The 12,182-nt window shown below is 53.9% G+C and carries 14 protein-coding genes; 8 read left to right on the forward strand and 6 right to left on the reverse strand.

Features of this window, described 5'->3' with window-relative positions; translation table 11 throughout:
- Positions 1–55: 55 nt before the first annotated feature.
- From ACMHXE_RS15690 to ACMHXE_RS15715, 6 genes are all read left to right on the forward strand, one after another.
- Positions 56–415 carry a YgiW/YdeI family stress tolerance OB fold protein gene (locus ACMHXE_RS15690; protein ID WP_286998022.1) on the forward strand — a complete coding sequence of 120 codons (360 nt, stop codon included), beginning with the start codon at positions 56–58 and terminating at the stop codon, positions 413–415.
- A gap of 55 nt (positions 416–470) precedes the next feature.
- Positions 471–992: a PepSY domain-containing protein gene (locus ACMHXE_RS15695; protein WP_101055863.1), complete on the forward strand. Its 522-nt coding sequence runs from the start codon at positions 471–473 to the stop codon at positions 990–992.
- 2 nt (positions 993–994) lie between these two features.
- The gene (locus ACMHXE_RS15700) at positions 995–1,672 is read left to right on the forward strand and encodes a response regulator transcription factor (RefSeq protein ID WP_101055862.1); all 678 of its coding nucleotides are present in this window, start codon (positions 995–997) and stop codon (positions 1,670–1,672) included.
- A 49-nt stretch (positions 1,673–1,721) separates the two neighbouring features.
- Positions 1,722–2,984 carry a sensor histidine kinase gene (locus tag ACMHXE_RS15705; RefSeq protein ID WP_101055893.1) on the forward strand — a complete coding sequence of 421 codons (1,263 nt, stop codon included), beginning with the start codon at positions 1,722–1,724 and terminating at the stop codon, positions 2,982–2,984.
- A 3-nt stretch (positions 2,985–2,987) separates the two neighbouring features.
- Positions 2,988–3,668: a TIGR01621 family pseudouridine synthase gene (locus ACMHXE_RS15710; RefSeq protein ID WP_165565932.1), complete on the forward strand. Its 681-nt coding sequence runs from the start codon at positions 2,988–2,990 to the stop codon at positions 3,666–3,668.
- Between the two features lie 114 nt (positions 3,669–3,782).
- Positions 3,783–3,950 carry a YqaE/Pmp3 family membrane protein gene (locus tag ACMHXE_RS15715; protein ID WP_025009192.1) on the forward strand — a complete coding sequence of 56 codons (168 nt, stop codon included), beginning with the start codon at positions 3,783–3,785 and terminating at the stop codon, positions 3,948–3,950.
- Between the two features lie 85 nt (positions 3,951–4,035).
- On the opposite strand, the gene ACMHXE_RS15720 is transcribed toward ACMHXE_RS15715, so the two are convergent.
- The gene (locus tag ACMHXE_RS15720; RefSeq protein ID WP_165565933.1) at positions 4,036–4,692 is read right to left on the reverse strand and encodes an FMN-dependent NADH-azoreductase; all 657 of its coding nucleotides are present in this window, start codon (positions 4,690–4,692) and stop codon (positions 4,036–4,038) included.
- Between the two features lie 108 nt (positions 4,693–4,800).
- Here ACMHXE_RS15720 and ACMHXE_RS15725 point away from each other — a divergent pair, with 108 nt between their 5' ends.
- Entirely contained in the window at positions 4,801–5,685 is an 885-nt protein-coding gene (locus ACMHXE_RS15725; RefSeq protein WP_165565934.1) for a LysR substrate-binding domain-containing protein, read from the forward strand.
- Here ACMHXE_RS15725 and ACMHXE_RS15730 read toward each other — a convergent pair.
- The 3 genes from ACMHXE_RS15730 to ACMHXE_RS15740 form a co-directional block, all read right to left on the reverse strand.
- Positions 5,654–6,163, reverse strand: coding sequence for a M23 family metallopeptidase (locus tag ACMHXE_RS15730; RefSeq protein ID WP_045283325.1), 510 nt, complete (start codon positions 6,161–6,163; stop codon positions 5,654–5,656). The two genes, ACMHXE_RS15725 and ACMHXE_RS15730, sit on opposite strands and share 32 nt — an antisense overlap.
- 260 nt (positions 6,164–6,423) lie before the next feature.
- On the reverse strand, positions 6,424–7,230 hold the full coding sequence (locus ACMHXE_RS15735; protein ID WP_413732759.1) for a hypothetical protein: 807 nt from the start codon (positions 7,228–7,230) through the stop codon (positions 6,424–6,426).
- Between the two features lie 4 nt (positions 7,231–7,234).
- Positions 7,235–7,894, reverse strand: coding sequence for a Bax inhibitor-1 family protein (locus ACMHXE_RS15740; RefSeq protein ID WP_101055858.1), 660 nt, complete (start codon positions 7,892–7,894; stop codon positions 7,235–7,237).
- Positions 7,895–8,165: 271 nt separating this feature from the next.
- Between ACMHXE_RS15740 and ACMHXE_RS15745 the strand changes: the two genes are divergently transcribed.
- A complete protein-coding gene (locus ACMHXE_RS15745) occupies positions 8,166–9,995 on the forward strand; it encodes a LamG-like jellyroll fold domain-containing protein (RefSeq protein WP_413732761.1) in 1,830 nt (609 codons plus the stop codon).
- Between the two features lie 53 nt (positions 9,996–10,048).
- Here the strand turns inward: ACMHXE_RS15745 and moeB are convergent, their stop codons facing one another.
- Both moeB and moeA read right to left on the reverse strand, forming a co-directional pair.
- Positions 10,049–10,801 (reverse strand): molybdopterin-synthase adenylyltransferase MoeB, encoded by a 753-nt coding sequence (gene moeB, locus ACMHXE_RS15750; protein WP_165565937.1) that lies wholly within the window; start codon positions 10,799–10,801, stop codon positions 10,049–10,051.
- 7 nt (positions 10,802–10,808) lie between these two features.
- A complete protein-coding gene (gene moeA / locus ACMHXE_RS15755; protein WP_039034625.1) occupies positions 10,809–12,053 on the reverse strand; it encodes a molybdopterin molybdotransferase MoeA in 1,245 nt (414 codons plus the stop codon).
- Positions 12,054–12,182: the final 129 nt, after the last annotated feature.

The following is a 12,182-nucleotide window of genomic DNA, read 5'->3' on the forward strand; positions in this document are numbered from 1 at the left end:
TCAAGCGCTGAAATCTATACTGCAGCCATTGAAACAACCTCAGGAGAGAAACAAGATGCAAAAGTTGGCATATTTACTGGTATTATCCTCATTCTGCAGTGCCGCTGCTCTTGCAGCCTATACCGGGCCAGGAGTCGAAAATCGGGTCATTACAGCGTCTCAGGTCGAGCAGGCCAGTGACGATACTCAAGTTGAGCTGACAGGTTACCTGGTGAAGAGCCTGGGCGACGAAACTTACCTGTTCCGTGATGATTCCGGCGAGGTTAAAGTCGAAATCGATCATAAGCTGTGGCGCAATATCAATGCCGATGTGAAAGAAAGCACTCTGGTGAAACTGACCGGCGAGGTTGACAAAGAGTGGAACGGCAATGAAGTTGAAATTGAAAGTATCACCTTGATTGGTGACACTAAATGAATCTTGGCTTGTATGAGTAGTTGGCCTTTGATGCCAGCGCTCGGATGGAGGCAAAATGAGACGTTTATTGGCGGGGCTGGTGCTGTTTTCTTCGGTAGCAGTCGCGGCTCCCTCGCTGCTGGAATTGTTGAATGATAGTGACCGTATTCAACCGATAGAGCTGATGCAGCGTATTGAGTCCCAGTTTCCCGGGGTGATCGTCGAGTTTGAAACCGATGTGGATAATGGGGTCTTGGTCTATGAAATTGACTTAATAAACCCGGATGATCACACTACCACTGAGCTGGATATACTTGCCGGCAGCGGTGAGATCCTCAAACGCAAAGTCGATCGTTTGGAGGCTGACGATATGGCTGAGTTGGCTGCGGTCAAACTCTTGGTGCAGAAAAAGCTCAGTTTTTCCCAACTGGTGGAAATGGCGATGCAAAACAGTAAGGCTCATCTGCTGGAAGCTCAGTTGGACAAAGATCTGGGGATTGCCTATCTGGAGCTGAAAGTAATGGATGAACGAGGCAAGCATAAGCTGGCGTTTGATATCGAAAAACAGCGGCCATTGCCTCTACTGAAATGGGACTGACAATGAAGATATTACTGGTCGAAGATGACGTAACCACTCAGGATTATATCGTCAAGGGCTTCCTGGAGCAGGGACATAACATTGAAACTGCGGCCGATGGTCATCAGGGTTTGCTGTTGGCGACCAGTAGTCAATACGACTTGGTAATACTGGATCGCATGTTACCCGGGCTCGATGGCCTCAAGGTTTTGGCGGCGCTTCGGGCCACCGGCAATCAAACCCCGGTGTTGATCCTCTCGGCACTCAGTCACGTCGACGAGAGGGTCAAGGGGCTGCGCGCCGGTGGTGATGACTATATGACCAAGCCGTTTGCCTTCTCCGAACTGCTGGTGCGGGCTGAGAAACTGATGTTGCGTGGCCAGTCACTGCCGGCCAAGACAGATCTCAAGGTGGGTTTATTGGAGATGGAGTTACTGACCCGTAAAGTGACTCTGGACGGTACTGAACTGATGTTGCAACCCAAGGAATTCCAACTGCTCAAGTACCTGATGGAACACGCCAATCAGGTGATCAGTCGCACCCTGCTGTTTGAAGCCGTATGGGACTACCACTTTGACCCCAGAACCAATGTTATCGATGTGCATATCGCCAAGCTGAGACGTAAGTTCGAAGAGTTGGGGCATGGCGAGTTGATTGAAACCATAAGAGGGGCTGGTTATCGTCTCCGCCAAAGCCATTAAGCCGTATCAGAGCAGCGTATGGCGTATTACCATCTTCTTCTCTGTGCTGGTGACTCTGATCATCGGCGCGTTACTGTTTGCACTCTATCAACAGCTGGTGACAGAGCAGCAGTCTCAGGTTGAGAAACACTTAGCCTCGGAGGCGCAGCGTTACCAGCAACTGGCCTTGAGCGTAGATAAGCGCAGCTTTGCGGCGCAAATCCATGCTGCTGATCCGCAAACTGCACTGATTGCCTGGCAGGGTAGCCCGGATATGGTCGGGGCGTTGACCTTTATGCCCGACAATATGCCACTGCTGCCGAAAACCCGTGATTTCCCCATCCTTACCGGCGGCCCGGATAAACTGCATATTCTCACCGGCGGCGTGGTAATGACCCGCTATGGCCCTGTGCTGATCGCCACCCGTACCGACCACTTGGCGACCTTGATCGAAAAGTTTCTCAGCGCGGCGGCCACCGCTGTGATGCTGACAGTGGTATTGACGCTGGCCATGGGGTATCTGTTTTCCAAGGCGCTGCTCCGGCGTTTGGTGCAATATAACCGCCTGAGTGAACGCATAGAGCGAGGTTACTACAACACCCGCTTGCCTGTGAGTCGCAACAGTGATGAATTCGATATGTTGGCGCGCCAGTTCAATCGGGTGCTGGATACCCTGGAACGCAACCTTGCCGCCGTGCGCGGGGTGACTGACAATATCGCCCATGACCTGCGCACGCCTTTGTCGCACCTGAGGATCGGATTGGAGCAGCTGCCGCAGTATCCAGCGGAAGAGCTACCCGAGCGCAGCGCGATTCTTATTGAAAAGCTGGATCACTGCCTGGCGACCTTCAACGCCATGTTGTCGCTGACCCGCATTGAAGAGGGGCAACAACAACTGGAGCTGGAGAGCTTCAGCTTACAGCAGATGTGTCATGATCTGCTGGATATGGCCGATGTATTGGCCGAGGCACAAGAGCAACAACTCAAGCTGGAAACCAGTGAGGATTGCCATATCACAGGCGATAAACATCTCTTGTTCCAGGCGCTGTTCAATCTGGTCGACAACGCCATTCGCTATGCAGGCGAGGGAGCTTGTATCACCATTTCGCAGCAAGCCAACCAGGTCATCATCAGCGACAATGGCCCCGGGATCCCGGAAGCGGAGCGTGAGCGGGTCTTCGAACGCCTGGTGCGGCTGGACCCCAGCCGTCATAAGCAAGGCACCGGCTTGGGGCTTTCTATGGTCAAGGCGATTCTTTCGCGGCACAACGCCAGTATTTCACTGCAGGATAACCACCCCGGCCTTAGGGTCATAGTCACATTTCAGGTTTAACCCATGTATTCAGTGATAGCTACAGAACCCGACTTTATCCTGCTGGACAAGCGGCCCGGAGTTCACTTCCACAGTCAACACGGTGAGGCCGGGCTGGTGGCCAGTGCCGAGCGAGAATTGGGTTATAAGCTCTATCCCGTACATAGGCTGGATACCTTGACCTCCGGCCTGTTGCTTCTGGCCCGTTCATCCGAGGCGGCGGCCGAATTTACCCGTATGTTCAGTGAACACAAGGTGCAGAAATATTATTTGGCGTTGGCCAAGGGTAAACCGGGTAAGAAACAGGGTTGGATCATAGGTGATATGGCCAAGTCCCGCCGTAGCCAGTATAAGCTGCTGCGTTCCACCGATAACCCGGCGGTTACCCAGTTCTTTTCCTGGTCGGTCGCCGAAGGGTTGCGCCTGTATCTGCTCAAGCCTCACAGCGGCAAGACCCATCAGCTGAGGGTGGCGCTTTCCAGCCTGGGAGTGCCGATTCTGGGGGACACTCTCTATGGCGGCAGTGCTGTTGATGCTGACCGTGGCTACCTGCACGCCTATGCTTTGGAGTTTGAATGGCGCGGGCAAGCGCTTAGATACCTGAGCTTGCCATCGCAAGGCGAAGTTTTTATGCAGTCGGGAGTTCTCGGTCAGTTGCAAACGCTTAAGCAACCCTGGGAGTTGGACTGGCCCAAGCGCAAATAAATACTGGTAGCTGACATTTCGATTTACTCAGGGAAAGGGAAAAGGTTGCAAGCCGGGCATCATGCTGCCAAGTTAAATGGGTTGTCCCTTTAATTCCTTGCCAGGAGTCATACCATGGATACCAATAAACTCTTGCTCGTCATCATCGCCATTTTGTTGCCACCGGTGGCGGTATTTCTCAAAGCCGGTGCCGGTAAAGACCTGCTGATCAATATCATTCTCTGTCTGTTCTTTTGGTTTCCGGGGTTGCTGCATGCGCTCTGGGTGGTGACCAAGAACTGAGCACAAGCGCTGAGACAGTGGCATTGGCCGGTCTTTGTTAGCGGCCAATCTGGGCTTTGGTTTCTCAAACGCAGTGGTTTGATTGCTAAATTTTTTGGGCCAGTTCCCTCAGTGAGGCGCTGGCCGCTTCGATGGAAACCCGATGGCGCTCGTCGGCAAACTCCTGAAATTCACTGCGCACCTCATAAAACTGTTCTACCCCAAGATAGTGGCTCAGGGTCTTGATATGGGGACCCAGGTGATTCATTCCGGCGCGAATGCCCTCGTCGCCAAAGCCAAACTCGCCGCAGGAGTAAACCAACACCAGTTTCTTGCCGCTGAATATCGGTCGCAGCGGAAAATCGCCGCGCTTTAAGTCGAAGCTGAATGTGCGATTGATGCGTATGACCTGATCAAACCAGGCCTTGAGTGCCGCCGGCATGCCATAGTTGTACATGGGCGTTGAGATCAGAATGATATCGGCCCGCTGCAACTCGTCGATAAGGCAGTCCGACAGTGCCAGCAGCCGTTGCTGCTCTGTACTTTGGAGTTCCTCCGGGGTGAATACAGCGGCAATCCAATCTTGGGTGATGGCCGGTGGTGCTTGGTCACCCAGATCACGATAGATGAATTTTGATAGGTTATTTTGGGCTTGCCAGTGATCGCAGAATAGCTGCGCCAACGACTTGGAAATCGAATTGTAGCTGGACTTGTCATTGTCGGTTCTTCTCGCACTGGCATCTATTCTTAAAAGGGTTTTCATCACTTTCTCCGTTTGTTTGCTCAGGGCATAACTATCTGGAATACCGCTCGAGTTGACAAAGGGTCATTTCTCACTTATAGATGAGCAAAATTCACTTATTTAATCGCAATGTTTGCCCATTTACCCACACTGAATAACTTGAGAGTGTTCGAAGCCGCCGCCAGGCATCTGAGCTTCAAGCTGGCTGCGGAGGAGTTGAGCCTGACTCCGACCGCGGTTTCCCATCAGATAAGAAATCTTGAGACTCAGCTGGACACCCGCCTGTTTATCCGCCAGACCCGGGCGGTATCACTGACACCGGCTGGAGCCGAGTTGGCAGAATCCTGTCGCCAGGCCTTGCTCGGCATAGCCCAGGGGATTGAACGTTTGGGTGTGACACCAAACCAGCTGAGAGTTTCCACCACCCATGGTTTTGCCGCCCTATGGCTGGCGCAGCGATTGCCGGACTTTCAGCAGCGTTTCCCCGATATTCGGGTGTCGGTCAGCAGCGATGAGGGGCTGCAGCCTAGCGACCCTCTGGGTGAGACAGATCTCTGCATACGCTACGGCAAAGCGGCAGAAGGCGAAGAGGTACTGTTCAGTGAGACGTTCGGCATTTACGCCAGTCCCGGTTATCTCAAGAGCAAGCAACCTCAGGTGACGCTGTTGCAGACCCGCTGGCAGAACCCGGCTCTCGACGGGCTCGATTGGCAGCAATGGCAACAGACCTATCACGAGTTCAAAGGTGCCAGATTGCTGGAGTTTACCCAGGAGGATCACCTGGTGCAGGCCGCTCTGGCCGGTGAAGGCCTGGCGCTTGCCAGTTCTGTGCTGGTGGCCTCTTTGGTGGAGCGGGGTTGGTTGAAACCTTGCTTGCCGGGCAAGGTGTTGCCTGGGCTCAGTTATCGGCTGCTGCCGGCTCCCGGCCGGGAGCTGAGCCACAGAGTCAGGGTGTTTCTCGAATGGCTCAGGCAGCAGGCACTCAGCGGGGCGCCAGATAGGTCACAGGATTGAGATAAAACGCTTTCTTGTATCCCTGGGGCGCATCATCCATCAACCAAGGCATGGGCATGAGGCTGACTATGCTGTAGTGCAGATGGGGCGGCTTGCCTTTGGCATTGCCCGAGTCGCCGACCGTGCCCAGTTTACTGCCCTGAGGTAGATAAAAACCGTTCGGCTCCAGGCTGTCCAGATGGGCGAAATAATGCAACTTCCAGCCTGGCCCCAAGGCCAGCACCACCTTGCCGCCGAGACGCCACTCCCCTTGATAGAGGCGCAGCATGGGCGTCGGGGCCTGCACTTGAGTGCCGCGGGCGGCGAAGATGTCTATGCCCTTGTGTACCCCGGAGGTGCCCCAGGGGTAATACCAGAAACTGTCTTTATGCCAGTCTTTGGCGCTGGCCTGGTGAACCGGCACCTGTGGGTTTTCCGGGATCAGGGCACCGGCAAAGATCAGCAGTAGCAGCAGGATAAAGCCATAACGTTTCTTCATTGCCGACACCTTCCTTAGCTTCAAAATTAACAGCAGATCGCTATTCGCGTTATCGGGTCTTGTTTTATCCCGAGCCTATCAAGATAGTACTTGGATGCCAAACCTATCCTGGTTCTGGGGTTTTGCTCTTGGCTTGCGTCCTGGAGTGCTATCACAGCTCAGTGCCAGAAAGATTTTCCGATGACACCCGCAGTGACATAAAGGTATTGAGACCTCGGGATATTCAGCAGCATTTCTGTAATCGAACATCCCATAATGCTTCAGTGGATTGGGACAAACAGTTCGTCTGTGATGGTCAGTTTATCTTGCTGCAAGCGGTAGACAGAGTCGAGCATAAAAGCCGCACTGCCTTGCCAGCAGAACCCGCCACTTCCCGAAATGCGTAATTGCTTATCGCGGCCCAGAGCCAGAGTAGAGAAGCCGCAAAAATCGCCACTGCCAAGCTTGCCGTCGGCAAAAGCCAGTTTGTGGCGTTCAGTGGCGGTTATCAGCTCGACATAGGGCGATATCTGATCGCCGGCGTCAAATTCGGTTTCCGCTTGCCCCGGAAACAGCCGCAAACAGGCCTGGCCCATCTGCCAGCTTGAGGGAATAGCCAGCGCATCCGCAGCACCTGCGATTGGGCAAGTTTGTTGACTGAAACTGCCGAGCTTTTGCTCTCTGTTGCTCTTGCAGTTGGCGGCGTTGTATTGCAGGGCCGCCAACACGGATTCACCCCCGAGGCGATAAAAGTGGCTGCCCCAATTGAGTTCTTCATATTCGGCCAGAGCTATGCACTCGTTGAGTTGACCACTGCGGGACAGACCCAGCAAGAGATCGCTTATCAGCCAGTAGTAGCGGCGAACATCTTCGATGGCCGGCTCGGTTGCACCTTTGATTTGGGGGAACAACTCATAGCCACATTCTTGATGAAAGGTGGCGAGCGCCGCCGTTGCCTGTTGATACTCGCCTTTGGCATAACCTTGCTGGAAATCACTCCTGGCCTTGGCCAGAGCCTGAGTGCTGCACTCGGCAGCGCTCAAAGAGCAAAAAGCCATGGGGAGCAGCAACAGCAAGAGTAAACGCAAGGCGTTAATTCCTTCTTCCCAGAATGCTCAAAATGCGTAGGAATAGGTTGATGATATCCATATAAAGCGCGGCGGCGCTGTCGATGGCGTTGTCGACTGTCTTTTCCTTGGCATTGGCTCGGCCCCAGTCATAGCCAATGTAGCCACAGAAGATCAATACCACTATCCAGTCGGTAATGCCGTGATGGGTCTTGAAGATAAATAGCTCTACCAGTTCGACAATGATCACCAACAGTAGGGCTATTGTCAGGGCGCCGGCTATGCGGGCAAAGAAGGCGGGAAATAGGGTGCCCAATATCATCATTGCCAGAGTCACGATAGTCGTTATCCGCAGTGCCTCCAACACCAGAGTCGGGTCATAGCTGCTGACCACCAGGTTAATTATCAGACCGAAGGGAACAACGACCAGGTTGTAGCCGAGAAAGCTTATCGCGGGCTGGGCTGAGCTTTCAAATAGATAGATGCCCGCCATACAGCAGACGAAGTAGCCGATAAAGAACAGCCAGATTGGAATGGTGATGATGATTTCAGGATCGATATTCAACACCATCAGATAGTTGACCACAAACCCCCAGATCAGGGTCAGACCAACGACCAGGTTATATTTGCCGGCACTGATCTGGCCCTTATTTGTGCCATAGTTGCGTCGCAGGCTATTGTCCATAGTGGGAAATTTCCTTTTTGCAGATTTCAGGCGAGATGAAAGCGCCACACAATATAGAAAAATATCAGGCTCAACAAGGCGCTATCACCCAAAATCCTGTAGGACATCTTCCAACCCTCAAGCGCTTGCTGCAATAGTGACTTTTGTTGCTAGTATGTATATTTTGATGCTTTGTTGTAACTTAATGATTTTGAAATAAAAGTATTTATTTTGCTTCATCTGTCCTTGTTTAAATTCAGACTTTCTTACTAGCCTGAACTGGAGAGATTTAATGCGACACTCAATTGGAGCACTGGTTCTGGGCGCCGTGCTTGGCCTGACCGGGTGTAACTCAGATAGCGACAGTGGCACTCAAGCCGCAGCCGAGAGTTACACTCTGGTGGTCATGCCCGATACCCAGAAGTACTCCCGCTATAATCCCGAGCGCTACAATGCTCAAACTCAATGGATTGCCGATAACTACCAGCAACAAAATATCGTTTTTACGGCGCATCTGGGGGATGTGGTTGACCTGCCTGACTCAGAGCAGGAATGGCTCAATGCCCGTGCGGCCATGAGCATTCTGGAGGCCAATCCAGCCACCCCATACAGCATATTGGCGGGTAACCATGATGTGCTGGCTTACCGTCAGTCCGGGGTTGATATCAACAGCAACCTCGACAGCGACAGAACCCTGGCGGCAGAGCCTTTCCTCAAGCATTTCCCGGCGTCTTTGCAGCAAAATAACTTTGCCAGTTTCCAGGGGGCAGATGCCACCGGCTTCAACAGTTATCACCTCTTCAAGGGCGGTGAGCGCGAGTATCTGTTGCTGGCGCTCGACTGGCGTACCTCGGCGGCCAGCATAGCCTGGGCACAGTCAGTATTGGATGCTCACCCGGAAACACCAACCATACTTACTACCCATCAGTTATTAAATGTGGCCGATGATGGCAACAGCGCCATATTTACCGACAATGGCGCCATGCTGTGGGACAAGTTGATCAAAGACAATGACCAGATTTTTCTCACCTTCAACGGCCATCACCATGGTGAGGCCAAGATGGTGGCCAAGAACCGCTATGGTCGCGATGTGGTCATGATCTTGGTGGACTACCAATCGGGATTCTGGGGTGGCAACGGTATGTTGCAACTGGTGAGTTTCGATGAAGCCAACAAGCGGTTGCAGTTCCGTTCATTTTCACCTTGGGTAGCGGCCATCCCTGAGGCAGAGAGGCAGCCTCAGGATGTGCTGCAACGCTGGGAGTTTGAACAGCCACTGGACTTTGAAAAACGTTTTGCCAAGCTGAATCAGGAAGTGGAAACCGAAGGCCCGGGTAAGCTTGAAGGAACACTTGCCTACTGGATATTCGATGCCGAGCATAAGTTAACCAGCACAGATCCAACCAAGGTGCAGTTTATGGATCTATCTGGGCGCGGTAATACCTTGAGCCTCAAGGCCAAGACGGGCAGCAGTGGCACTCAGGAGCAATTGTTTGAACTGCTGGATGAAGCTCCTGGCTTCGGCCACGCCACAGGGGCGGCTCGTTTCAAGGGCGGCAACACCCTGGGCGGCTATTACCTCTCCAGCCAGGCACCGACGCTGGTTTCTGCCGATGGCCAGGCGGGTATTCTGCCGCAGTACACCATAGAGATGATAGTGCGTCTGGCACCAGAGTGGCAGGCATCGGAAAATGCCTGGGGCGCCGTCTTTGCCCATAAACCCAGCCAGAGCCAGGTGTGTGAACACCATAAGCTGGATTGTGGCGGCGGTGATCCTTCGCTGGCGTTGACCGCCTCCAGTCTCAAGGAGTTCCAGTGGATCTCCACCTCCAGCAATGGCGTGGGGCCCAGCAACTGGTCTTGGGAAGTGGACAGGGATTATTGGTATCACGTGGCCATAGTCAACGACGGCCAATACGCCACCATGTATGTGGACAACTCCAGGGTAATGCGTACCGCCGAAGCCGAGCAGCATGGGCTGGTGAGTATTCCCGGCGGCGAATGGATGGTAGGCGCCTCCAGTTGGGACGGTGAGGTGGCCGATCTGTTCCGTGGTGATATTGCCGAGATCCGGATTGTCGACAGGGTATTGCCTGAGTCTGACTGGCTTAACGCCAAGTAAAAAAATGCTGAAAATCAAAGAGGCTGCCCAGGCAGCCTCTTGTTATTGCAGACTCAACCGCAGACGGGGCAGTTGGGGATCTGCGGCAGCTTCATCTCGCGAAACTCCATGGTCATGGCATCGAACATCAGCAAACGACCGTAGAGCGGCTTACCGATACCACTGATCACCTTGATGGCTTCCACTGCTTGCAGGCAGCCCATCATACCGACGACCGGCGCCAGAATACCCGACTCGACACAGCTGAGTTGCTGCTCGCCGAACAGACTGCTGAAACAGTGATAGCAAGGCATCTGTTGCTGATAACCGAAGACGGAGATCACCCCTTCCATACGGATAGCGGCAGCGGACACCAAGGGCACCTTATGCCGAAAACAGCTGCGATTGAGCTGTTCGCGCACCGCAACATTGTCGGTGCAGTCCAGCACCAGATGGTGTTCGGCAACCAGTTGATCCAATTCGGGATCATCCAACACTCCATTGATGGTTTCTATCTGAACATGGGGATTGAGCGCACTCAGGCTCTCTTTGGCCGATTCCACCTTGGGCTGGCCTATATTGCCATCCTGGTGCAGTACCTGGCGCTGCAGGTTGGACAGTTCGACAGTGTCGAAGTCCACCAGGGTCAACTTGCCGACCCCGGCAACCGTCAGATACTGACCGGCAGCGCAGCCTAGGCCACCGGCACCTATCATCAGCACCTTGGCCTGTTTGAGCTTCTCCTGGCCTTCAATGTCCATCGCCTTGATGGAGATCTGCCGGCTGTAGCGCAGCATCTCGGCATCTGTGAGTATCTCGTCGCTCATATCGGCCTCAGCACAGCACGCTGTTAAAGGGTTCTACCGTGACTCTGGTGCCCGCCGGGGTGTCGCCCTGCATCTGTTCCAGAATAATAAAACAGTTGGCCAGGCTCATGGAGGTCAGCATGCCCGAACCCTGTGAGCCGGTTACCGCCACTTCCAGTTCCCCGTCCTGGTTGCGGCTCAGAATACCGCGCTGGTATTCCACCCGTCCGGGCTGTTTACGTATGGGGGCGGTCAATTTGGCATCCAGTAGTAGTGGGGTTGGTTGTGGCAGCCCCTGCAGTTTATGCAGCAAAGGCCACACCAGCTTGTAGAAGGTCACCATGGATGAAACCGGGTTGCCCGGCAGACCACAGAACACCGCCTTGCCTATATGGCCGAGGGCAAAGGGTTTGCCCGGCTTGATCGCCAGTTTCCAGAAGCTTATTTTGCCTTCCTCATCGAGGATCTGCTTGGTGAAGTCGGCCTCACCGACCGAGACCCCCCCTGAGGTGATCACCATATCGGCACTGGCCGAGGCGTTGCGAAACGCTTGGCGGATAGCCTCAGGATCATCCGCAATAACGCCGAGATCCTGCCACTCGACACCGGCGCGGCTGAGCAGGCCCTGAATCGAGTAGCGATTGGAGTCATAGATCTGACCGGGCGCCAACTCTGAACCCACGGGGCGCAATTCATCACCTGTGGAGAAGAAAGCGATTTTAACCTTACGGATCACTCTAAGGCTGCTGATGCCTATGGTGGCCATCACCCCCATTTCGGCGGCACCTATCAGAGTGCCGGCCCTGAGGACCTTGGTGCCGGCCAGCAGCTCTTCGCCGCGGCCACGCACATTGTCTCCGGCCTGCTTGCAAGGTTCTATGGTGATCTGCTCGCCATTGGCTTCGGTTTTCTCCTGCATCTGCACTGTATCGAAACCCGCAGGCACAGGAGCGCCAGTCATGATGCGAACACAGCCGCCTGGCTGATATTGGCCTTCAAAAGGGTGGCCGGCAAAGGAGCTACCCAGTAATTTCAGGCTGGCCTTCTCGGGCAGGTCGGCATAACGATAGGCGTAGCCGTCCATCGCCGAGTTATCGAACGGCGGCAAGTCTATGCTGCTGGCCAAGTCTTCTGCCAATACTCGTCCCAGAGAATCCGACAGTTGCACGGTTTCGGTATCTTCCAACGGGGTGACCTGCTCGAGTAGCAGGGGCAGAGCGAGATCCGGATGCATCAGCCCTGGATGGGCACAGACGTCTTGCGGCTTGGACATAGAGCAACCTTATTTGAGCTATTACTGAACCTGGTTGGCTATTATGCCACGCTGAAAGTGGATGACTATGATCTGCATGCCAGTTTTCGCGCACTGGGTGCAGGCTTTTCCTTTTACAGTCAGCGGATT

The organism is Shewanella sp. BJSY2023SW007 (assembly GCF_047314525.1).
Classification (GTDB): Bacteria; Pseudomonadota; Gammaproteobacteria; order Enterobacterales; family Shewanellaceae; genus Shewanella; species Shewanella chilikensis.